Genomic DNA, 26165 nt, shown 5'->3' on the forward strand with positions numbered 1-26165 from the left:
TGTAATAGAACTTACATATTAATATCGGTACATTGCACCAATTTTATTTCATAAATTGGCAATAGAACAGTTTGTTATTTGTTTCTAAAAGTAATTTATATGTAAATTTATATGTGTTCGTGCGTTTTTTATCTTATTGATTTAATTGTTATTAAATTTTAAAGAGTCTTCATTTGAGTATATAATCTAGCTAATTTTATGTGCGGGCAAGCCATTGCTAAAAAATTTATAAAAAGAGTGATCTGATAAGTTCTATAAGCAGTATAAATCTAGTTTTAAATTTTTCTTGGTGTCTATTTATTAAACGTAATTATTTAATAAATGCACATCAATAAGTATGTCGTCTTTATTTATATCGCTGTTTTCATTAATCACACCTTATTTAGCCTCATTAAAGTAAAGCGGTAATTAGCTACAGGCCTTTAATTTGCCCTACACATGTAAACAAATAATGAATTGTAATTTTTAAATAGGTAGTTTGATGTCTATTAGTAGTAAATCAATTAATAAAAAAAGTAAGCTCAGTCGGCATATTCAAGCCGCATTGTTTGGTGGCGTTGCTCTGAATGCGGGGGTTATGAGCTTTGGGGTCGAGGCCTTTGATTTATGCCAAATGATTCCAACTTCAGAACAATGCAATACAGCTCCCAAATTAATATTGGATTCAACGGACTCATTTGGCAACAGTACGGTTCTATTTGATAGGCAATCTCCTGTTTTTATTGGTAAAAATGCTAATGTTGAGGACGAAGGAAAAATACAAAGAGTAAAAGTCGCTATTCAGAGCCCTTCAAATGGAGAGAATGAATACTTAGAATATGACACTTCAAAGTTAGGTGATTTACTCTCTACTAATGCTTCGTCAAGTGAAGTTGTTACCAAGCATGCAATTGAAGTCATAAGCTTAGATGCAAGCCCTTCTAGCATAGAAACATTCATAAAAAGCATAAAATATTTTAACAGTGTTGCTTGGCCTACGGGGGCATCACGAACTATAAACGTAGAAGTTGAAGACGATAGAGGATCTAAAGCGAGTCACTATACCATAATTGATTTACAGGCTGGTCTCGAATTTGATGATTACTTTACAGTGTCGGCATCGTCAGTTGTAAATGGTGATAAATTTTTAGTTAATGCTGACCTGTTTCAAGCTGCTGATGGTAGTGGAGTCAATTTAGATGAATTTAACATTGGCATTTATGATCGACGTGGTGGGCTGGGTGCAACTGAACGATTCGACAACACTGGATATGGCGCCTTTTATTTAGATTCAAATAAAGATGGTGAATTAACTGAAGACGAGCTTCTGTCAAACAACAATAATTCATTGAACATTAAGTTGTCAGAGTTAAACAATCAACATGTCTATTTTTTACATAGTGGTAGTGAGCCTGCTCAAGATTTTCAACTATCAGTTTTACTATCAGGTCAAACGCCAGCAGGCTCAGAATCAAAGGTTATAAAATTACCTGTGAGCGTGATTGAAGCCGACCAACCTCCCCAAATAATTTCGTCTTCACCCAAAGCCAGTCAAATTGAACTGTCTCTTAATTCTGAGATGCAAGCAGCGACTGAGCGTGTAATTCAAATTGACCCTGCGGGCATTCCTCATGTTGTTTACTTTGAAGAGGAAACCAAAAAACTCATTTGGAGTCGTTATGACAATGGAGCTTGGGTTGAAATATATTCAGATTTAATTGAGTTTAGTTGGGATACAAGGGTAGCACCTAAATTGAAGTTTCATGCTGATGGAACAGCTTATGTTTCATACAGAAATGTAGATATGTATGAAAGTCCTACGATTCACTTTTGGCGTTTGAAGCAAACTTCAAGTAGCGTAGAACACATTATTTTAACTGAACATGATAATCCGTTAGTGCCTTCTGGTGGCAATGATATTTTTGTTTCAGGTGTTGGTCCAACTTACGAAGGCTATGATTTTGTCATAGATAAAAACGGCGCGTTATTAGTTCTCGCATTTGACGGTAATAACACGTCAAAATATAACTTATACAAACTTGACGGATCAGGTAGCCAATTAAGTTGGGCTAGGCAAGAAGGCTTTGAACTTCCTTTATTAGGTAGAGAAATGGGTCACTATTTTGTCATTTCTGACCTCTCTCTTGTTTATAATCAAAATAGTGACTCTTTATTTTACACTGCGCAAGAATCTCCTCCTGGTTCACCAAGTATAAGTGCTATAGGACAGTTTAGTTCTTCTGAGGCTTACACTAACGATTATTTTAATACTGATTTAGGTGGCTTAAAAACAGATAATAATTATTCATACTTTAGTCAATTAGCACAGCATATTGGTAACGACGATACACCAGCGGGTATGCACTCTTTAATCGCAAAGCGTTCACACAATAGTGAAAATAGCGAGACCGAAATCTACTATCAGTATGTTAGCAATGATGAAAGTAAAAAAGTTGTGACAGGACCACTCACACTGCCTAATAATGGAAATATTCATCAGGTTACTTTGGGTGAGCAGCAAGTACTTTTTGTTGACTTAGAGCAGGCTGGTGAAGTCTCAAAAGTAGTTGTAAATCGATTGGTTGATGAGAAGTGGAAGAGTATTTACGAATACAATTTGCCATTTGTCGCAGCTAAAGAGTTTGAAGTGGTTACAACGCCTGATGGTGGGTTGATAGTACTAACCCAAGATGCACAAGATAACAGCGTTGTTCATACATCATCGATAGCGGGGTTAGCTGACATTGAATTAATGGAGGCAATAAGTGCTAACTCGCCGCAAAAACCATTCGAAAAAATTAAACTACATGATAGCGATACTGAGTTACTGTCTTTTGTGGTAAGCACTGAAGATCTTGCTGTTCCAGGACTATATACTTTACCTGATGGCTTTAACCTAGGCGATGCAGAGATTGAATTTACTGAAAACGGAAAGGGCGTATCAATTAAGGGGTCAGTAGTAGACATCAACCGAATTCTCGCTGCGCTTATCTTTACCCCAAATGCCGATTATCAAGGCACACCGACCTATATTTATACGGTACAAGAACTGCCAGATGGTTCGACTATTTCGGGTAGTTTAAATATAGATATTCAGTCGCTCGTTGGGCTTGAGTCTTTAATTACAGCCTCAACATTAAATATCAAAGAAGGCGATAAAATGCGTCTTACTGAGGATTTATTTCAATTTGATGCAATTAATGCAGATGTCGTTGAGGACTTTCGTTTTACGCTAGATGCCGGTTCTTTGGGTCCTGTGGCTGTATATTACGATTATGATGGTAATGGAGAGCTACATGAACATGAAAAGCTTACCGGCGCACAGCTAAACCAACCTTGGCAATACAGTGATATGCAAAACAGTCATTATTACTTTGTACATAATGGCTCAGAGTCTCCACTTGATTTTTCTGTCACAATCAATATGAGCTTGATTGAGGGATCCAACTTTAAAAGCTCGCACAAGTTATCTGGCACATTGACGCTGCCTGTGAAAGTAGAGCTTGTCGATGATGCGCCAGTGATTGGTCAAAAAGGCCAAATTGGTGCAACAGAGATCCCTTTGACCGATGAAATGCTAAGCGCCAGTGAACTTGTCGTCGAAGAGTCAGCTGAGGGTGAAATATTTGCTGCCTACTTTAATCAAGCATCACAACAGGTAACAATAAAGAAGTTTGTAGATAAGCAGTGGCAGCAAGTAGACATAATTAATACGTTAGGAGCGCATAGCAGTACTTCACTGCAAATGCGTTTTGATAATAATGGCTCTTTATATCTCGCTTTTATCTCCAAAGCTGAAGCCAATAGCGCTGATGGCGCAATAAATAAGAGTGCTTTGTCAGTCGCTAAATATAACACTAACTCTGGTGCGCGAGATTATCATTATCAAAGTCTTCAAGATGTTACTTTACTCAGTGATGTGTTTGGGTTTGTCCTTGACGAGCATGGCTTACCTTATGTGATGGTACCTAATACGCTTTCAGAGAGTAATACCGTCACAGAAGCGAGCATTTTCAAACTGAACGATAATAGCACACCAACAAAGTGGCAATCAGTTTATGCATTCAGTGATAAGTTGTTTGATGATTTTCGATATAGTGATGAAGGCCAGCTACATGCTGCTGAATTAAAAAGTTTATCGCTAGCTATTGAAAACGGTACTATTCACTACGCTGCCGCAGCACAAATGAACATGGCTTCAGCTACTTTGATTGGCAAGATCGTAGAGGACCAAGGTGGTTTAATTCATATAATTGACAATGAATTGGGCGGAAAAGTCAAAACGGCAGATGGGGAAAGTTATATGTCTTCTTCTGCCTATATATCACAGGCGAAGGCAGTTAATAGTGTTTCTGGAGTACATTCATTAACCTCACTCACTGAATTTTGGCAATATACATTTGTCGATTATTTTGCCCGAGCATATGATGGTAGCGATACTTATCAAGTAGACAGGTTAAAAATCAGTAATCACGGTAGTGTCGTTGCTTTGGGTAGTGATACTGCCTATGCGGCGGAAGTGACTTCCAAATGGGGAAGTTCAACGACCAGAGTTGTGGTGTATCACGTAGTGGATAAAGCGTGGGAGATATACCACGAATTTGAATTACCTTTCGGATCTGATCCTACTTCAGGAGAACTGAAGTTTTCAGGTGACAATCAATTATTTTATAAAGTTAAAGATAGCACTGAGCAATTAAGTCGTTTATATAAAATCGGCGATGTAGGTGCCATGGATTGGAGCACTTCAAAGATAAGCGCCAACACACCGTCGAATATTCTTGCTGGCTTACAAGTCCAAGATCCAGACTCAGAAGAAGCGGTATTTACCCTAACCACAGACGACGCAAATCTACCGGGGACGTTTAGTTTACCTGCCGATTTTGATAAAGGTGCGGCCATTGTTGAATTTACTCAAAATGGTAAAGGGGTAAGGCTCAGCGGTCAGATTGAAGACATCAATCGTGTACTTGCGGCGCTGATATTCACACCTAATAGTCAATACGAAGGCACGCCTAAATACACGTACACAGTACAAGGTTCGTCAGGTGACACTGAGACCAACGGCGAATTTGACTTAAACATTATTTCGTATACCGAGCTTTCGTCATTTTTTACTTTGGAACCAATGAATGTGCGTGAAGGTGGTGAAGAGCGTATAAGGGTAAACCTATTTCCGTCTATCGATTATCAAGGTGATATATGGGATGACTTGACGTTCTTATTCGATACGCAATCTCTGCACTCTGGAGACATTTACCATGACGCCAATGGTGATGGCACCATTGTTGATAGCGAAAAGTTGACAGAACAAGAGTTGAGCGCACCGCGACCTCTGGCTGACATTTTGAATGGAGCATTCTACTTTGCGCACGATGGCTCTGAATCGCCACTTGATTTTTCAATTTTGGTTGACGCGAGCTTGCGAGAAGGCTCTGAACATAGCCAGCGATACTCAAGCTCTGCGACGTTCATTTTACCGGTAAGCGTAAAACTGGTTGACGATCCAATTGAGTTTGGTGCGCAGGGCAGTAATATTACGACCTCAGAAATCCCGCTGACAGATGAGATGTTGAACGCTGATGAGTTATTGATTAGGACAAGCCCATCTGGTGAGATACATGTTATATATACTGAAGATGCACAAACAGCTACAAAGCTCTCCTGGCTTAAGCTTGTAGATGGTCAATGGCAGAATGTAGCTGATGAGCAATTTCTTGGTATGTCTTCGGGAGAATTCCAATCGATATCTCCACAACTTGAGTTTGCAGACGATGGCAGTGCGTATCTAGTTCATATTCAGCATGGTTCAAACGACGAGAAAAGTTTGTCGATGATCCATTACGATGCTGAAGCAGACGCTGCAACGACATATCCTTTACACACGGGATTTGAGAATGATGACTCTTTAGGTGGCCCAATTAAAAGCAGTGCGTTTGCGCTGGCACTAGATGAAAACGATACTCCGTATGTGATGTTTCATCGAGATTTGCTAGAGGTAGCTGATCATGTAATTTATAAATTCCAACAAAATGGTGATGAGCTTGGCTGGGCTGAGTACCGAACTATTGACCGAGATTTAAACGCAGTATCCAAACCGGGAACGGGGAACACCGTATATCTGCCTATCAAGCGCCTATCTTTAGTCGTGAATGCTGAAAACGACACGGCCTATTACTCAGTAAATATGTCAGGCGAGCAGTACTTTACCGACCAATTTTTGACACAAGGCAATGAAAATACATTACTGTGGAATGCAACGGTCGTCTATAAACATGACGAAAGCTCTGCAAACGTTGTTTATGATCTTGGTAATGGTAGTAATATCAGTTCTACCAAATCACGGTTTATTACTGAAGTTGAGCTTGAACAAAAGCAAGACGCCTTAGGTAACGTGATTGGAGTTCATTCTATTCGTAGTATGGTCGAAACTGATCTAAACGGCATGCATATTGACAGTTTTGCTATGTTGAATGATGGCACTCAAACGCGAACTGATCCGCAATCCTTTAATGCCAATACCAGTAACGTTGTTTTAGGCAAAGAAACGCCTTATATTGTTGAAGTAACCTCGGCTGATAATGGCGGCTCAAACGTAGTTATTCAGCATATGGTTAATGGCCAGTGGGAAGTGTATCAGCAATATGAAGTCCCATTTGCAGTTAATAAAGCACCTGAAATAGAAATCACAGGCACTAACCAGTTAATAGTAAGCGTTGAAGGTGATAATGCGGGTGAAACAAATGTTGCAATCACAAAAGACGAGCCAACAAATTGGGCGGTGACGCCGATTAATGCGGCCAAATCTGCACAGTTTTTTAAAGACTTTGTCCTAAAAGACGATGATGCAGATGAAGTTACCTTTAGTGTAAATACAACTGCAGACGGCTTACCGGGTGTGTTTAGCCTACCAGAAGACTTTGACCTTGGTACTGCAAGCATTGACTTTGGCGACCCTGACAGTGCTGAATACGGTAAAGAAGTTACCATCACGGGTACTGTTGAAGATGTAAATCGCTTAATTGCTGCGCTGACCTTTACACCAAAAGATGGCTATGAAGGCAAACCTCAATACAGCTACTCTTTACAAAGTAACACCGATGATGAGCCGCTTACGAGCAACTTTGATTTAAATATCACAGACGCTAACACTGCGCCAACACGTGTAGTTAATAAGCCGATATATGTTTTGCCTGAGCGCGAAGGCCATACACAGATCACAATAGATCGCCTCAAAGCGACTGATCCTGATGACAACGATGCGGGTATTTTTTACGAAATTGTAGAGTTGCCTGAAAGTGGCTTACTGCGCCTTACTCACTCAGATGGCGGTTCAGGTTTAGTGGAAACTGATTTACAAGTAGGTAGCAGTTTTAGTCAGCTTGACCTGATGGACAACGAAGCGGGTAGCAAGCTTGAGTATATTGTCGAAAATGGCATTAGAGCAGGGGCGTTTAAACTACGGCTGATCGATGGTGGTGAAGATGGTGTTCAACCAAGTGAACCATTCATTGTGTCCTTGGTGGATACTAAACCAGCTGTGTCATTGAGCCAAACTGACATCAATCTATCTGCATTACTGTATGAAAATGCCTTTACCACCATTGAAGCGCCTGAGTTTGATGCACAAAGCGTCACCTTTGGACTATATGAGGTTATTGATGGCATATGTACGACAGATGTATTTGCTGGTATTTACCTTGATGGTAATGCACTGAAAGCTGATGATTTGTTTGATGCCGGTGACCTTGAAATCTGTGTTGTAGCCAAAGACGATATCTGGGAAGTGAAGCAAGTCTTTACCCTGAACCTTGAAGATAACTTGCCGGTAGAGGCACCTTCGATGCCGGATTTAGTAGCAATTAGAGATTCAGGTGAATTTAACGATGACAATATCACAAGCTCAAGGCAGCCAACTTTCGAAGGAACAGGCCCATCCGGTTTAGTTGTAGAGCTAACAAGTAGTATTGATGGCATTATTGGCAGTGGCCTGGTAAATGCTGGTGGTGCGTGGAGCGTTCGAGTTAGAGATGATTTAAGTGAAGGTACTCACATTATTACAGCTTTAGCGAGAAAGGGAGAAATTAACAGCCTTCCATCAGCACCGCTTACTGTCACTATTGAACATAGTGCGCCGCCAATAGCCTCGGGTGACTACGCGCGTTTATCCAATGCGAGCATATCAGGTTCGATACCAACGGTTACAACTGATAAACCAGTTATTGAGGGCGTTGCAAAAGGGTTCGTTACTGTTCGAATTTCTTTAGTTACTCCAGGCGAAACTCCTTTAATTGAATTGGTACCTGTTAGTTCCGATGGCTCATGGTCATATCAAGTACCCAATGGTCTCAAAGATGGTACTCACTACTTATCTACTTATGCTGTTAGCAGCGCTGGAAATTCATCACTGTTTCCTGATATAGAGTTCAAAGTAGATACGTCAGCTTTCTCAACACCAACAGAGTTCTCTTGGAGGGGGGAAGATGGTTATATCAATGCCAGTGAGCTTGTCAACTATCAAATCAATGGTCAATTCGCAGGCGCTATTCCTGTTGGTGACAAGTTAAATGCCTCGATTCAAGTGGGCACACAAAGTTTTGATGGCTCTGCTACAGTGGCTAATCAGATAGCTTGGTCAATTGAGCAGTTTGGAATGAATAGCGCTCAATTTACAAACGAGACAGAGTTTAAGCTGACATTGCAAGCTGAGGACATACATGGCAATACATCAGAGTCTGTAGTGCGCACTGCCAAACTGGATGTAGTAAGTCCGTCTGTTGTGATTGAGGCATCTCAGTCGTTGGCAGGTGCCAATGAGCCTGTTAGATTGTTGTTCTCATTTAGTGAGCCTGTGGCGTCATTTACACGCGATATGATCAGCTTACAAAACAATAAAGGGACATTGGGGCCTGTTGTTAAGCACAGTAGCACCAGCTACTCCGCGATATATACCCCAGCAGCTGGGAATATTGGCCAAGAAGAGTTTAAGATTAATGCAGGTCGTTATTTTGATATCGCGGGTAACCTAGGCCAATCTGCATCGTTTACACTCGACATTGACTCTGTTGCGAATGAGAACCACAGCATTCGTTTTGAAAAGCAGACTTACCTTGCCGGTGACAATGAAGTTAAGTTTACACTATTGGGCTTAGAAGCTGGCTCAAGCTATAGCTATGAGCTCAGAAGCAGCGGCGGCGGTGTGGTATCAGGTGGGGAAGTATTAGCGAATAACCTCACAGGCAAAACTGTCACGGTTAGTCAGCTTGACGAGCTCAAAGACGGTGAGTTAACACTTTCAGTGGTCGCAACTGATAAAGCGGGCAATCGCTCAGAGGCAAAAACAACCTCTGCAACTATGGATAGAACAGCGCCGAGCGTTGTGTCGATTACTGCGAATGACACGCGACTGGATGCAGACGATAAAGCGATTATCACCATTACATTAAGTGAGCCCAGTGCTGATTTTAATATCAGTAGTCTTAATGAAAATGGCGGTCGTTTATCAAGGTTTAAAAACCTGAGTGACACAGTATATCAGGTTGAATTTACGCCATCTCGCAGTGTTGAGCAAACAGGCTCTGTCAGCGTAAATGCCAATAGCTTTACAGACATTGCAGGTAACGGCAACACGTTAACATCGCCGATTGAGTTTGATATTGATACAAAGGCGCCTGGGAGACCAAGTGTTACATTTAATAGTGATGTATATAACGCTGAAAGCTTGACTAACGCATTCTTCACAGTGAGTTACGAAGGTGATGCAGATGGCTTTGAGTGGACCTTGTCTAATGTAGATGGAGGAATTGGTGGTAGCGATGATAGCAGACCTAGTTCTTCTGAGCCGATTTATCTAAACAAGACTGTTAAAAGCATGCATGCGCAGCTTGATGATTTGGCAGACGGTATTTATACCTTCACGTTTGTTTTATCTGATGATTTTGGAAACGACTCTTATGAAGCCGTTGAAACCATCACCTTAGATAATCAAAAGCCAACGGTAGACATTACTGTAGCTGATGGTGTGTTAGGCACCGAAGGGCGTGTGGTTGAATTTACCGTGAGTGAGGCTGTTACAGGCTTTGCCCTAGAGGACATCAGTGCATCATCTGGTCATTTTGAGGCCTTCACATCTCTTGGCAACAACCGCTATACAGCCAAATACATTCCGTTAAATGACGTCAGTGTCGATGTTATTGTCTCGGTTTCAAGCGGGGCATTTACTGATGCGGCACTTAATGCGGTAGACAGCACAACCAAAACATTGACTGTGGATACTAAAGCGCCAAGCGTACAATCTGTGAATTTAAGCAGTGGCACTTATAATATTCAAAACCAAGCGCAAGCGAGCTTTAGCTTTGTTGGTGCAGAAGTTGGCGCGACTTATCGTTATACGTTGACTAGCTCAGGTGGCGGCACAATCTCTGAGTCAGGCACCATTGAGCAAGCAAATCAAAAAGTGACATTTACAGACTTTGCCAGCTTAAAAGATGGTGATTTAACACTGAATGTTACTTTGACCGATGTTGCTGGTAATACATCAGTTGCGTCACATACAGCAACGCTAGACACAGTATCTCCAGAAATACTGAGCTTAACGTCTAATGATATGGCACTTAAGCTAGGCGAAGAAGCGCTCCTCACTATTACGCTTAATGAAGCTGTTGAGGCGCTTTCGTCAGCACAATTTAGTGTGGTGAACGGTAAACTGTCTGACTTTAAAGCACTTAGCCCAACCACTTATCAGGCTAAACTCAAACCGAGTGATAATGTAGACGGTGAAATACAACTAGTTATTAGCGCTGGCAGCATACAAGACGCTGCGGGTAATACCAACTCAGAAGCTAAGTCATTGTCTATTACGACTGATACAAGCGTACCGACAGGTCAAAGCGTTACCATTGATCAAGCAGAGATCAATGAGGACAATGACACCGCCTTGAGCTTCACCTTAAGAGGCTTGGAAGGTTCTGGCTTGATCACCTATCATATCAGTGATGGCAGTAATTCAGTAGGCAGTACTTCGCCAATTGCAATTACTGGTACAACGCAAGTGATTTCGGGTATTGATGTATCTAGCTTGGCTGAAGGCAAGTTGTTCTTAAATGTTGTTGTTCTAGATGACGCACATAATGCTGCTGAGGCCATTACTGCAAGCGTTATCAAAGCATATAACGTCGCGCCAACATTGTCAGGCACGCCAGCATCGACAATTAATGAAGATTCAGAGTTTGTGTTTGAACCACTTCTTAATGACCCAGATACAGACAATGAGCACGTATTTACCATTAACCAAACCCTACCATGGGCAACATTTGATGCTCAAACAGGTAAATTGAGTGGTACGCCAACAGATGAGCATGTCGGTACATACGATAACATTCAAATCACAGTGAATGATGGCCGCGAAACGTTTACGTTGCCTGCATTTAGCGTTGAAGTTGTTAATACCAACGATGCGCCTGTGGCACAGAACTTGGCATTTGACCTAAATGAAGCAGAGCAACTCATTGTTGCTAAAGCGCAAGGTTTGATTGATACCGCTACGGATGACGATATTGATAGTGGTGATGTGTTAAAAGCCATTATTGTCAATGAGCCGCAATTTGGTGCGCTTGTACTGAATGACGATGGTAGCTTTACATACAGTCATGATGGCAGTGAAAACCACAGCGATAGCTTTGGCTATCAAATTGAAGATGCTAGTGGCGCTCGTTCTGAGCTTCGCACTGTGTCTTTAAATATGAACGCGCAAGCTGATGCGCCGGTAGTAGTAGATGACTTTGCTCAAACACTCGAAGACACGCAAATCATAGTCAAGTTATTAACTAATGACAGTGATGCTGAAAATGACATGGTTGCTTCGTCTGCGGCGGTTATTGTTGAGCCTAAGCTGGGTAGTTATAGCATTGAAAATGGCATTATTACTTATACACCAAACCTCAATGCCACAGGTCAAGATAGCTTAACTTACACGGTGAAGGATTTAGCGGGTAACACATCAGCTGCAGCGACGCTGATCATAGATATCACGCCTGTAAACGATAAACCAGTTGCCAAATCATTTGAGTTATTGGTTACTGAAGATACAGCGAGTAACAGTATAGATCTTCGTGGCAAGTCTGAAGATGTTGAAGACATTAACCCAACAGGTGCTATTGCATTAACGGCTACCCCGACGAAAGGTTTTGTCACCCTAGACCAACAGACTGGAAGCTTAGTCTACACACCAAATGCAGATGCCATCGGCAGCGATGTATTTAGCTATACGATAGCGGATAGTGACGGCCTGATCTCAGAGCCTGCAATCGTGACTGTGAATATTGGTGCAGTGAACGATCGTCCTGTCGTGGGTAACGATACATTGGCCATGACAGAAGATGAAGTGGCGACGCTTAATATTCTTGCTAATGACTCTGATGTTGAAGATCAAGGCTTTAACGCTGCAAATGTCATGCTAGAGGATAAAGGCGCGGGCGCAGGTGTTTACGATATGGCCGATGTTGCAGTACTTGCTGATGGCACATTAGAGATAACACCAAAGCAAGATGCCAATGGTCGCTTTAGCTTTACTTATACATTGGTAGACAGCGAACAGTTGAGTTCTGAGTCGGCAACAGTGACAGTTGATATTACGCCTGTTAATGACGCACCAGTTGCGCTAGATAATATGGCGGAGTTGTTTGAAGAAGGTTCACATGAAGTCAATGTATTAGGTAATGACAGTGACGTTGATGAGAACGATACCTTAGATCTGTCAAGTGTTAGCGTTGTTAAGCAACCGCTAAATGGTCAAGTGCGTGTGACAGATACTGGCGCCATTGTGTACGTACCAAATACCAACTTTAACGGTGATGATACATTTACCTATACAGTAAGAGATGCGGCAGGTGCGCTTTCTAATGAAGCAACTGTCACGATGACAGTGAAGCCGCTGAATGATGCACCGGTTGCACAAAGTCAAAGCGTGTCTTTAGCAGAAGATGGGTCATTATTGATCACACTTGCTGCTACTGATATTGATGGTGATGAACTGAGCTATCAAATTGTTAGCAGCACCGCATCTGGCTCATTGACACAACAGAGTGTAAATACATGGACTTATGCGCCTAATGCAAACTTCAATGGCCAAGATAGTCTGCAGTTTATTGCTTTTGATGGTCAAGTTGAGTCGGAGCCCGCGCAGGTTACTATTACGGTAGATGCAGCGAACGATGCCCCTGAAATATCGGGAGCCCCAGCTACTAATGTTGATCAAGACGTTGCTTATTCATTTACACCACAAGTAACCGATTTAGATGAAGATTCGCTTACTTTCAGTGTGTCTAATCTGCCAGTTTGGGCAAGCTTTGACGCGCAATCAGGTACTCTCAGTGGTACACCAGGCCGCGATGATGTGGGCTCGTATACAGATATTGTGATCACAGTATCAGACGGAGAGTTGACAGCTTCTCTAAGCCCATTTGCCATTGAAGTTGGCTATGTAAACGCGAAGCCAGTTGCACAGGGGATGGATGTCTTTGTAAATGAAGACTCTACAGTCAGTTTCAGTGCGCCTGTATCAGATGCAGATCAAGATAGCTTAAGTATTAGTATTACTGAGCAGCCAAGTTTCGGGTCATTAACCATTCAAGGGCAGTTATTTACTTATGTTCCCGGTGCAAACTTTAATGGCTCTGATAGCTTTAGCTATGCCGTAAATGATGGTGCTGAAGACTCAGTTGCTGCACAAGTGGCTATTTCAGTTAATCCATTGAATGATGCGCCAGTTGCGCAAAATGACGCGTTTACATTTAACACAGTGTCATCTTCATACACGCTAAATGTACTGACAAATGACACAGATGTTGATGCAGGCGATGTACTGAGCTTAGTTGGTGCAAGTGCATCAATTGGTAGTGTGACGATTGAAAATGGCCAATTGGTTTATCAACCTCAGGCCACAGTTCAAGATACTGCCGTGATCACTTATATGATTGCTGATCCGCAAGGTGAACAGTCAAGCGCAACTGCAACGGTAGATATTGTTAATAATGCTGCTGGTTCTGCAGGCCAATTAACCTTGACTACGCCGCAGGACAAGGTCGTTGATGCAACAGGGTTATTTACTAAGGTTGACTTAGGTAGTGCGACAGCAACAGATGGTAATGGCAATCCTATTGCGGTTTCGCTGGTGGATGGTAAAACTGTATTTGCACCAGGCTTACACCATGTTTATTGGAAAGCCACTGACAGCAATGCACAGTCAATCGTTAAAAAGCAAACTCTAACAGTTAATCCGCTTATTTCTTTGAGCAAAGATAGCCAAATTGCTGAAGAGCACACACATACGGTTAAGGTATTCTTAAATGGTGAAGCACCTTCTTACCCGGTGACTGTACCTTATACTATTTCAGGCACGGCTGATGGCAACGACCATGATTTAATTGATGGTGAGGTCATTATTAACGAGGGCAATGAAGGAGTAATTAGCTTTAATGTGTTTGGTGATGGTGTAGTAGAGGGTAATGAAACCATAGTGATTACCCTTGCTGATACACTAAACCGAGGGGCAAAATTTGCCAGTACGGTGACGATTGTTGAAGAGAATGTTGCACCAGCATTGTCGTTTGAAACAGTACAAAGTGGCGAATCTCGCTCTTTGGTTGTTCAAAGTGGTGGCTTAGTGCAAGTCAAAGCAAGTGCGACTGATGCAAACCCGTTAGATGCAGTGACATATAGCTGGGTGGCAGAAGATCAGCAGCTGGGCAATCTGAGCACGGCGGCAGATGTGTTTGAGCTTGACCCTAAGGGTTTAAGTGCTGGCATTTACAAGTTAAGCGTTACAGCAAGTGATGATGGTGTGCCAAGTTTATCTTCGACTGTAGATGTGTATCTTGAAGTGGTTGAAAGCCTACCAGAGTTAGGTACTGAAGACAGTGATGGTGATTTGATCCCTGACTCGCAAGAGGGTTTTGCAGATACTGACAATGACGGTATTCCTGATTACCTAGATGCAAGCAGTGACTGTAATGTTATTCCTGGACAAATCAAAGATCCAAATCAATTCCTCGTTGAAGGTGAGCCGGGTGTTTGCTTACGTAAAGGGGTGACGGTTGCTCAAAACAGTACAGGTGGCGCACAGCTGCTAGAAAGTGAACTACCTGCTGATGCTGAAGCAACAAACATTGGCGGCCTATTTGACTTTATTGCGACTGGTTTGCCAAAAGAGGGAGACGTGTATGGGATTGTAATCCCGCAGCGTAAACCGATCCCTGTGAATGCGATTTATCGTAAATATCGCAACGGCGAGTGGATAAACTTTGCCGTTACTGATCAAGACAAAATCTTATCCGCAGCAGGAGAGCCAGGCTACTGTCCACCTCCAGGTAGCAGTGAGTGGCGAGATGGTTTAAATGAAGGCGATTGGTGTGTTCAGTTGAAGATAGTCGATGGCGGTCCGAATGATGATGACGGTATTGCCAACCGCAGCATTGTTGACCCAGGCGGTATTGCGGTACTCGCAAGCGACAATATACTGCCTCTAGCGCAAGCTGATTCACTTGTAATTGGTGTGTCTGAACCTGTCTTTATCGATGTATTGAATAACGATACAGATGCAGATGGCGATGTGCTGACAATTACCGGCGCAAGTGTAGATTTTGGTGAAGTAGAAGTGATCGATAACCAGCTAAAATATACACCGCCAATGAACTTTGTCGGTACAGCGAGCATTACATATAGTATTGCTGATGGTAAAGGTGGCACAGCAAGTAGCACAGTAACCATAGAGTTGGTTGTTAATAATGCGCCAGTAACTGCGCCTGATTCAGCAAACACAACGGATAAATCTAGCCTTATCATTGATGTTTTATCAAATGATACAGACCCAGATGGAGATGTGTTGGCATTAGTCAGTGCGCAAGCAAACCATGGTAAAGCCACTATCAATAGTGACGGTACACTCAGTTATGAGCCACTGCTAGGCTTTACTGGTGAAGATGTGGTGACATACGTGGTGAAAGACGATAAAGGCGCTACAAGCGAAGGTATTGTTAAAGTGTCGGTAACGGCGCACCAGAGTGTATCAGCGCAGAATTCATCATCTGGTAGCTTAGGCGGTTTGTTAGTTGTGATGATTTCGGCTCTGGTTATACGTCGTCGCTCAAGCAAGTTGCCTGCTTATGCGCTTATCACAACGGCATGTGTTATGAGTTCGAGTGCCGCTGCACAGCAATGGCGTGTTCAAGGCACATTAGGACAGGCTGAAGCCCGCGCTGATTTCAGTGCGTTACCTACAAGCACACAAATCACTAATATCGATGACAGCAGTCAATCGCTCTCGGTAGGCGCGTTTTTCCAACTTATGCCAAGCTGGAATATTGGTATGCGTTACATCGATTTAGGGCAGGGCAGAGTCAACTTCAGTGATAGCACAGTGAGCCCAGATAGCTGGCAAAAAACGGTTTCTCGTGTTGCACCTGTGCTACCTGAAGGCTTTGCTTTGCAAACTGGCTTGGAGGTATTTAAGCATAACAAGTTGCACGCAGAGCTGTTCTTAGGCGCTTACGGGTGGGATTACAGTATTGAAAGTAAAACCAATACTCGCAGTTACACCGAATACGAGCAAAAAGGCACCAGTGCTTATATTGGCAGTGCCATTGGCTATGAACTCACGGATAACGTGTCTGCGGTGTTAACTTATAGTTATTACCGTCTAAGCGCGAACCGTATTTCAGAGGTTGCCGCTGGCGTTGAAGTGCGCTTTTAAATCACTTTTAAACGAAAAGCCTGCTTTATAGCAGGCTTTTTTTTGCGTGTTTTTTCCAAAGTGAATGGAAACTGAGGATTTTAGGATATGCGATTTATTGTGAAAGCCGCAATTTAAGTAGTAATAAAGTAATTTAATTAGAGTGGATAGAGAAAAATAGTGGTGTTTTTGTCCTAAATTTAGGCGGTAATGTCAATTATGCATCCATGCATGTACCAAATAATGAAATAAAACTCTTTATTGATCAATGCTATTAGTAACTATTCTCATTTTTATGCGTAAGTTAGTTGATAACTATTTTTGTTTAGATTAAACTAGATTCAGTTGATGTAATTGAGATTGGTTTTCATTCATGTATATTTGTATCTGCCACGGAATAACAGACAAAAAAATAGCGCAGACGATAGATGACGGTGCTCGCTCTATGAGAGACCTCAGCAAAGAGCTAGGTGTTGGCACGCAATGCGGTAAATGCTGTAACTGCACTAAAAAGATTTTGAATGAAAAGCTTATTGACATTGTTGATGTGACAGAGCAAGTTGCATAAAGAATTGAATACAAAAAAGGGCGCTTAATTAAGCGCCCTTTTTTAATGGGTGTAATTTACATTTGTGATTGTAAGTAGTTTTCTTGGCCCATTGTTTTAAGTAGTTGTTGTTGTGTCTCTAGCCAGTCTATTTGCTCTTCTTGCTCGCTTTGGATGTTGTCCAAAGCTTCACGGCTGATATAGTCTTGCTTTTCTTCACACAAAGCGATAGCTGCTTGTAAATCTTTTAAAGAGACTTCTTCAAAAGCATGGTTGGCAGCAATCATTTCTGGCACATTCTCGCCAATATTTAATCGACCTAAATCTTGTAAGTTTGGTAGGCCTTCTAAAAATAAAATACGCTCGATAAGTCTGTCGGCATTTTTCATTTTTTGGATAGATACTTTGTAATCTGCTTTATCTAATTTCATAAAGCCAAAGTCTTTAAACATACGCGCATGAAGAAAATACTGGTTAATACCAACCAACTCGTTTGCAAGTACCTTATTTAGCGCGACAATAACTTCTCTATTACCTTTCATATTTTAGTCTTCCTATGCAAGTTGAGATTGCAGGTAGTTTTGAATACCGATCTTATCAATTAGACCGATTTGCTGTTCAAGCCAGTAAACGTGGTCTTCTTCAGTGTCGAATAGTAGCTTTTCAAGTACTGCACGAGATTGATAATCCTGCTCTTCTTCGCAGGCTTTGATTGCGTCTTTAACACATGCAACCACTTCAAGCTCAAGTGTCAGGTCGTTTTCCATCATCGATTTTACGTCTTGACCAATTAATAAATCGCGACGTTTGGTCATGTTTGGCACGCCTTCTAGAAATAAAATGCGTTTAATTAGCCAATCAGCATGCGTTGTTTCTTCTTCCATTTCATGATTCAAACGCTCATACAATTTATCAAGACCCATGTCTTCGTACATGCGAGAGTGAATGAAGTACTGGTCAATTGCAGCTAGTTCATTTGCCAGTAGCGCGTTAAATGCATCGATGATTTTTTGTTTACCCTTCATAGGATGTTCCTCAAACTCTGACTATGAAGGCTATTCTATCTATATGCTCGGAAATGTCAACAAAAAACCCTTTAAAATCATAGGTTTAACAATTGATTCTTATTCTCATTATCGTTGTCTTTTATGCTTTTAACTCAGGTTGTAATTTATACAATCTTATCGTTGAGATGTGATGCGAGCAGTAAATAAAGTAATAACCATGGTTAAATCATGGCAATAATGCAAATAAAAACAATTTGCATTAAGGTGTTGGTTTTGTTTATAGTTGTCAGGTGTAAAGCAATCTAAGGGGAGCGTAATGGCCCTAATTGAGCAACCAGAATCTTCAATTGATACTCCATTGGAGTACGCCTTAGCACCATGGCAATATGCGATAAAAACGGGCAACCATGCTTTTCAGCATGGTCACTTTGACTCAGCTAGAGACAAGTATCAAAGCGCTTTAAATTTGGCAGGTCACTTACTTGAACGCTTCGTAAAAAGTGAAGCAAGTGTTGAGCAATTAACGGCAATTGAGCATTGCTGCCCAGCCTTAGTCGTTGCTGCTCATAATTTAGCTGATTGCTTTTTAGCACTGTCCAAGCCAGAGCGAGCGTGCCAACAGTTGATAGAAGTGCATACTGCGATCCTTCATTTAGTCGAAAATGCTTCAATTGAAATTGTTGAGATTGCTTGTCACCACTTACATAAAACGCGGCAGGAGTTGATTAACTTTGCGTCCTGTCATCCCCACCTTCCTGAGTTAATTGAACAAGTTAACATAGCAATGGAAGGTGGTTTTAACCGTCCACATATCGTCCATTAAAGTAAATGAGGAAAAATCATGGCTTTTACATTGCCACAATTACCGTACGCGTATGATGCGCTAGAGCCGCATATTGATACAAGAACAATGGAAATTCACCACACACTTCACCACCAGACTTATGTCAATAAAGCGAATGCGGCTTTAGAGGGCACGGAGTTTGCTGATCGTGGTGTTGAGGACTTACTTGTAAATATCGAATCACTGCCTGAAAACCTAAAAGGTGCGGTGAGAGATCATGTTGGTGGTCACCATAACCATAGCCTATTCTGGACTATTATGTCTCCAGATAGTGGAGAACTACACGAAGGTGAGCTGTCTAAAGCAATTGCTGATACGTTTGGTAGTTTTGATGCATTCAAAGAATTATTTACAGCTGCTGCAGTCAGTCGTTTTGGTAGTGGTTGGGCGTGGTTAGTTGTTGACGCTGATGGTGAGTTAAAAGTGACAAGCTCACTGAACCAAGATAGCCCGCTTATGAGCAATCAGACGCCAATTTTAGGTTTGGATGTGTGGGAACATGCATATTACCTGAAGTATCAAAATCGTCGTCCTGAATACATCGCGGCGTTTTACAATGTTATTAACTGGGCAGAAGTTGAAAAGCGTTATTTAGACGCGAAGTAATTAAGCTTCAGTTTGCTGTGCCTTGAGTGGTTATACTCAAGGCACTTGTTTATATACTCATAAATACAAAACGAATTTTTTGATTTAAAGGCAGAGCGCGGCGAGTAGGCTATAGTATAAAGAGTGTCAGGCATGTCTGTTCATTGCTTAATCCTTCAACTAGTTGCGAGCCATATGCGTTTTTTAGCATTTTTTCTTCTCATATCATGGTCTTCCTTATCGCATGCAACCACTTTCATGACCCTGTGTTATGAAGATAAAAACATCCCCCCGTTTTTTCTTGGTAGTGGCTTTGAAGTGCCTAACTACCGCCCCGGTGCGACTATTGAGATTTTACGAGGATTAGAGAGTAAAGTACGTAATGTACGGTTTAAATTTGTTCGTAAGCCATGGCAGAGATGTTTGAATGAAGTTCAAAAAAATAAAGTAGATGCCGTAGTGGCCTCTTATCGTGCTGAACGAGCTCATTTTTTGAATTTTCCCATTAATGAACAGGGCAAGGTGGACGAAACATTAGCGATTAGCATGTTAGGTACCTGCTTGGTAGGTAAGCAAGGTTTAGGGCAAGACGTCGCAAACAAAAACTTTCCAATTAGTCTTGCGGTGCCACGTGGTTATGCAGTGTTAAGAGCGCTCCAACAAGATTTGTATCGTGTGATTCAAACAGACTCACAAGATGATGCCTATCAACTTGTCTTGAAGGGCTTAGTAGATGGTGCGTTGGGCTTATGTCAAATTTACGATGAACAAATCTCAGGCTTCCCATACAGTGATTTACTTGAGCCGGTATTTCCACCAGTAGACATTAGTTATGGGTATTTAGCTCTGTCAAAAGATTTTTTGAAGCAAAATCCAGAAGTATCCCGTGCTTTATGGGAGGGGTTAGGAGCCATGCCCTTACATGAATATTACTTAGATTATGTGAATAACCCAGTAAATCATAAAATACCTAGATATTGATTGTGGTCAGCTCAGTTAAGTTTCTGTAGACTTACGTGCACTTTAAATCAGACACTTGCAACTATGGCACAACTTTATTTTTATTACTCTGCAATGAACGCGGGTAAATCGACAACGTTATTGCAATCAGCTTTTAATTACCGTGAACGCGGTATGACGCCATTTATTTTAACAGCCGCCATAGATAATAGATCAGGTGTTGGCAAAGTAGCCTCGCGCATTGGTCTTGAGGCCGATGCAAGCACTTTCGAGCCGGCTACAAATGTGTTTGAACTGGTTAAGCTTGAACACGAAAAGAACAAACTCGACTGTATTCTAGTTGATGAAAGTCAGTTCCTATCAAAAGAACAAGTCTCTGAACTAACAGACGTCGTTGATATGTTGGGCGTCCCAGTGTTGTGTTATGGGCTCAGAACTGACTTTAGAGGTGAGCTATTTGAAGGTGCGCAATATTTATTGGCATGGGCTGACAAATTGATAGAACTTAAAACGGTATGTCACTGTGGCCGCAAAGCGAATCACGTATTGCGGTTAGACGAACAGGGTAATGCTATTGCTGATGGTGATCAAGTAGAAATTGGTGGGAACGACCGGTACGTATCTGTGTGTAGAAAACACTATAAAACTGAGCTTAATAGGTTGTAAATTTAGCTTTTTTTGCCATGCTTAAGGCTATCAATACTTATAATTGGTAGCCATGCCAAACTCTACATTTTCTTTTCTAGCCAGCGAGTCTTCGCAAGTGCAACAAAAACCACAACGTCCTCCGTGGAAAGTTCTCGTCGTTGATGATGAGCCTGAAGTTCATGAAGTGACAAAAATGGCTTTATCAAAATTCAGTTATCAAGATCGAGGTTTGTACTTTTTACATGCATACTCAAAAGCACAAGCGATAGAATGTATGCATTCAGAGCAAGATGTCAGTGTGATATTACTCGATGTGATTATGGAGACAGATCAGGCTGGGCTTGAATGTGTGCATTATATCAGAAATGAGTTGAACGATCATGATGTGAGGATCATATTAAGAACCGGTCAGCCCAGCACCATACCTGAGCACGAGGTCATGCTTAAGTATGATATTAATGATTATAAGAACAAAGTCGACCTAACAAAATCTCGTTTATACATAACGATGACCAGTGCGCTGAGAGCTTTTCAAGATATTAAGAAGCAGTCAGAATTGGCGAGTGCTTTACAAGATCTAAATGAAAACTTAGAAGTGAAGGTCGCAGAGCGAACAGCTGAGTTATTAAGTGCGAATACCTCACTTCAAGCAGCACAAGATCAAATTGTAGCCCAGCAGGCATCTTTGCTTCAGTCTGAGAAAATGGCCTCAATAGGGTACTTAGCCGCAGGAATGGCGCATGAAATTAATAACCCACTTGGTGCGTTAAAGTGTAATTTTTCAGTGCTGCAAGATTACATTAATGCGGTATTGAATAAAGTAGAAGTGGCACATGATGAAGATTTGGACAATGACTTTAAAGATATTTTTGAATTACTTGAAGACAATGCGGTTGATTTAAATAGAATTGAGCGCATTGTGGCTGCCTTGTCTGTTTTTAATGGTACTTCAGATGAACAGGCCAATCTTTACGACTTAAATGAGATTGTAACCAGTTTTAGTGCTGACATAGATAGACAAGTTGTACTTGAAAATATGGATGACAACTTACCTAAATTAAGTTGCTGTCGTGAACAATTATTGCAGGTATTCAATAGTTTATATTTAAATGCGAAAGAGTCTGGCTCTGCACTTTGTGATATAAAAATAAGCATACGAAATCACGAGCAGTCAATGAGTGTATATTTTGAAGATAAGGGAGTAGGGATCGCGGAGCAAAAGCTGAGTCAAATTTTTGACCCATTTTATACAACTAAACCCGTTGGAGCGAATGTGGGGCTGGGATTAACAATCGCTTTAATGATGGTACAAAATCAAGATGGCGAGCTCATTGCTACATCACAGGTAGGAGCTGGCAGTTGCTTTGAAGTTCGACTTCCTCACAATACAAGTAATTAAGCTTTTGTTGCTTGTATAATGCACGTTGGAGCTTGTTTTTTCGGGTGTATTTATCTTTATTCTTTCCTATATTTATAGCTGGTGAGTTGAAACTTACAAGGCAGCTACATATCTGGAGATGGTATGTCTCGAAAAACATATACAGATTTGGAAAGTGAGCTTGAAAGCTTGAAATATGAGCTAGAGCAAATCAGGTTTGAGCGTGACAAGTATAAAAAGCTATTTGATGTATCTGGCGATGCGCTGTCAATAATTAACCTGAACTCAGGTAAGTTTATTGAGTGTAATGATGCTGCTCTAGAAATGCATGGTGTCAACAGCCATCGCGCGTTTTTGCAACTTACACCCGCTGATATTTCACCTATGTATCAGCCTTGTGGTCAATCATCCGAGCATTTGGCGAAGCAATATATCGATAAAACCCAAAATGACGGTGCGCAGTTATTTCAATGGACTCATTCTCGCCCTGATGGGTCAACTTTTCCATGCTTAGTTTCACTCACTGCGGTTCAGTTCCATGGTGAGGACCTTATTCTTGCGATTGGTCGAGATATCACTGAAATTGTGCAGGTCCAACAAAAGCTTGATGCAGCCCATTCTGATATCAAACGGTACAAAAAAGCATATCAAAGAGAAAAAGAAAAATTCGAGCACTTTGTTAATCTGGCGCCAGTAGGAATTGCCATTAATTTTATGAAAGATGGCAGTTTTGATTATGTAAATCAGGAATTCAGTAACATTACTGGTTACTCTGTGGAGGAGTTAAATCAAATGGATTACTGGCAACTGACGCCGAAAAAGTATGAACAACAAGAGTACAAACAGTTAGATGATTTGAAAATGAAAGGGCGCTATGGCCCCTATGCTAAGGAGTATATTCATAAATCGGGAAATGTATTCCCGGTGCTATTGTCAGGGATAAAAATTACGGACAGTGATGATGAGGATTTCATCTGGTCTGTTGTTCAAGACGTGACTCAGCAAAAAAAGGTTGAGGCGCAAATTCAAAGGGCAAAAGAAGAAGCTGACTCATTTGCTATTCGAATGCAACTTGCTAACGATTCTGCTGAGATTGGGGTTTGGGAATGGGATCTTATTTCCAATGAGTTAATTTGGGATGACTGGATGTTTAAGCTGTATGGCGTTTCCCAAGGGCAGTTCTCTGGCGTTTATGAAGCTTGGGAAAATAGTGTGCACCCACAAGACCTTGACTATGCTCGTTCAAAATTAGAGGCGGCAGTAAAAGGAGAAGGAGTTTATGAGCCCGAATTTAGAGTTGTGCACCCTGATGGCAGCATAAGAACGATGAAAGCGAGTGCGGAAGTAATCAAAGATGAGTTTGGCAAACCAGTTAAAGTCATTGGTGTTAACTATGATGTAACCGACAAGGTGGCAGTGATTGAAAAACTCGCTGCAGCAAAGTTAGCTGCAGAAAACTCAGTTAAGGCCAAAAGTGATTTTCTTGCCAATATGAGTCATGAGATCCGCACACCCATGAATGCGATTTTAGGCGGTTTGCAGCTGCTTCAAGGAGCAGAATTAAATTCAGATTTTAGAAAAACGCTTGCGAACGCGTCATTTTCAGCACAAAGTTTACTGACAATTATCAATGATATTTTAGATTATTCAAAAATAGAGTCGAATAAGCTGGAACTAGAAAGCGCACCAATTTCATTTGCAGATATTGTCGAGTCGGTAAAATATGACTTGGATGCGTTGATCAGCAAAAAAGGCATTGAGTTCAATGTAGCAATTGATGAGACGTTTGATGACAGGTGGCTTGGGGATTTGGTCAGGGTTAAGCAGGTAATCCTAAACTTGGCCTCCAATGCTGTTAAGTTCACGGATGAAGGGTCAGTAAAAATTGGTGTGATGGATGGAATTTACAAACAAAAATCAGCGGTTGTTCTGGAAATCAATGACACAGGGATTGGAATGAGTGAGGAAGTGCAAAGTTGTATTTTTGATCGATTCTCACAAGCAGATACATCGACAACAAGAAAGTACGGTGGGACTGGTTTAGGTATGTCGATCACCACAAGTTTAGTGCGGTTGATGGGAGGGGAAATAAAGTTAAAGAGTGAACAAGAAAAAGGCACCAATATTCGTGTTATGTTGCCCCTTGAAAAAACAAGTCAAACACCGAGCTCATTACCCTGTAAATCGTTATCTCCCCCAGATTTAACAGGAAAAAAAGTGCTAATTGCAGAGGATAATAAAATTAACCAGATGCTGGTTAAAGTGATGCTTAAAGAGACGCAAGCAGAGTTAGTCATTGTTGAAAATGGAAAACTGGCAACTGAGGCTTGCCAACAAGGTAAGTTTGATTTGGTTTTAATGGATATTCATATGCCAGAAATGGACGGTATCGAAGCGCAAATAGCCATTAATACCCAACAGCCAAATTTACCCATAGTTGCCCTAACGGCGAACGTGATGAAGAGTGATGTACAAAAGTACCTTGCACAGGGCTTTGTATCTCATGTCGGAAAGCCAATCGACATGAGAGCGTTGTTTGGCGTCCTGCAACATATTCTCAATGACAAGTAGGGCGATAAAAGAGTCGCATGCAGTTAATCAAAACTGCCATGCGATAAATCGGCTTTGCTTATTACCTTGCAGCATATTAACGACTTTATGGTTTTTAACTTTTTGTTGTTTCAAACACTTTGTTAATGATGGCAGGTTGTCCTTTTTTGATACTAGGGTTGTGAACCATCCCACTTGTTCTTTAAACTGAGTACTTTCTTTTATCATATTTGTAATAAAGGAAAGCTCGCCTCCGTCACACCAAAGTTCTGGTGCATGGCCACTAAAATTAAGTTGCTTAGCTGTTTTTGTGATTCCTAGGTTTTTCCACTTTCTTTGAGTACCTTGCTGCGCTGCCTGCTCACTTGCATGGAATGGTGGGTTACACATAGTGATATCAAAATAGCTATCTTTTGTGATGATGCCTTGAAATATTGAGTTGCTGTCAGCTTGATGCTTTATTTTGACAGCCAGCTTGTTTGCCTTGGCGATATTCTCAGCTACTTTAACTGCAATTGGGTTAATATCACTGCCGACAAATTGCCATTTATATTCCGCATGTCCTAAAATCGGATAGATTAAGTTAGCACCTGTTCCGATATCCAAACATTTTATATTTTTCCCCGAGGGGATCTCGCCTTCATTTTCTTCTGCCAGTAAATCAGCAAGGGCATGAATATAGTCTGCTCTTCCAGGCACTGGCGGGCATAAGAATTGTGGCGGTAAGTCCCAATATTTGATCCCGTAGTGTTTGAGTAGCAGCGCTTTATTTAGTAATAAAACGGCTTGAGCGTCAGAGAAGTCAATTGTGGTTTGGTCGTTTGGCTTTTTTACAAGGTAATTTGCTAGCTCAGGGACTACGTCCGAGAGACCTGCTAAGTCGTAGCCGTTGGCGTGTTTATTTCTAGGGTGCATGTTTGGAATGTATATCACAAAATTTC

Annotated in this window: 11 protein-coding genes; 8 read left to right on the top strand and 3 right to left on the bottom strand. The window is 41.4% G+C overall.

Going from position 1 to position 26165, the window contains the following annotated elements; genetic code table 11:
* The first annotated feature begins 481 nt into the window (after positions 1–481).
* Together QNM16_RS11265 and QNM16_RS11270 are read left to right on the top strand one after the other, a co-directional pair.
* Positions 482–16726, top strand: coding sequence for a tandem-95 repeat protein (locus QNM16_RS11265; RefSeq protein WP_284020582.1), 16245 nt, complete (start codon positions 482–484; stop codon positions 16724–16726).
* A 352-nt stretch (positions 16727–17078) separates the two neighbouring features.
* A complete protein-coding gene (locus QNM16_RS11270) occupies positions 17079–17273 on the top strand; it encodes a (2Fe-2S)-binding protein (RefSeq protein ID WP_023397915.1) in 195 nt (64 codons plus the stop codon).
* Positions 17274–17329: 56 nt separating this feature from the next.
* Here QNM16_RS11270 and bfr (QNM16_RS11275) read toward each other — a convergent pair whose 3' ends face one another.
* Complete coding sequence (gene bfr, locus QNM16_RS11275; protein ID WP_063363616.1) at positions 17330–17794, bottom strand: bacterioferritin; 465 nt, start codon at positions 17792–17794, stop codon at positions 17330–17332.
* 12 nt (positions 17795–17806) lie between these two features.
* Positions 17807–18277, bottom strand: a complete 471-nt coding sequence (bfr, locus tag QNM16_RS11280; RefSeq protein WP_039610271.1) for a bacterioferritin — start codon at positions 18275–18277, stop codon at positions 17807–17809.
* Positions 18278–18575: 298 nt separating this feature from the next.
* Between bfr (QNM16_RS11280) and QNM16_RS11285 the strand changes: the two genes are divergently transcribed.
* The 6 genes from QNM16_RS11285 to QNM16_RS11310 all read left to right on the top strand — a co-directional run bounded on the left by QNM16_RS11285 (position 18576) and on the right by QNM16_RS11310 (position 25245).
* Complete coding sequence (locus QNM16_RS11285) at positions 18576–19082, top strand: hypothetical protein (protein WP_284020583.1); 507 nt, start codon at positions 18576–18578, stop codon at positions 19080–19082.
* Positions 19083–19100: 18 nt separating this feature from the next.
* A complete protein-coding gene (locus QNM16_RS11290) occupies positions 19101–19709 on the top strand; it encodes a superoxide dismutase (protein ID WP_284020584.1) in 609 nt (202 codons plus the stop codon).
* A gap of 237 nt (positions 19710–19946) precedes the next feature.
* Positions 19947–20669 carry a substrate-binding periplasmic protein gene (locus QNM16_RS11295; protein WP_284020585.1) on the top strand — a complete coding sequence of 241 codons (723 nt, stop codon included), beginning with the start codon at positions 19947–19949 and terminating at the stop codon, positions 20667–20669.
* A 63-nt stretch (positions 20670–20732) separates the two neighbouring features.
* Entirely contained in the window at positions 20733–21314 is a 582-nt protein-coding gene (locus tag QNM16_RS11300) for a thymidine kinase (protein WP_063363620.1), read from the top strand.
* Positions 21315–21366: 52 nt separating this feature from the next.
* Entirely contained in the window at positions 21367–22695 is a 1329-nt protein-coding gene (locus tag QNM16_RS11305) for an ATP-binding protein (RefSeq protein ID WP_284020586.1), read from the top strand.
* 123 nt (positions 22696–22818) lie between these two features.
* On the top strand, positions 22819–25245 hold the full coding sequence (locus QNM16_RS11310) for a PAS domain-containing hybrid sensor histidine kinase/response regulator (protein ID WP_284020587.1): 2427 nt from the start codon (positions 22819–22821) through the stop codon (positions 25243–25245).
* 27 nt (positions 25246–25272) lie between these two features.
* Here QNM16_RS11310 and rlmF read toward each other — a convergent pair whose 3' ends face one another.
* Positions 25273–26139, bottom strand: a complete 867-nt coding sequence (rlmF, locus tag QNM16_RS11315; protein ID WP_284021218.1) for a 23S rRNA (adenine(1618)-N(6))-methyltransferase RlmF — start codon at positions 26137–26139, stop codon at positions 25273–25275.
* Positions 26140–26165: the final 26 nt, after the last annotated feature.

This window comes from Pseudoalteromonas umbrosa, assembly GCF_030125375.1.
Lineage (GTDB): Bacteria > Pseudomonadota > Gammaproteobacteria > Enterobacterales > Alteromonadaceae > Pseudoalteromonas > Pseudoalteromonas umbrosa.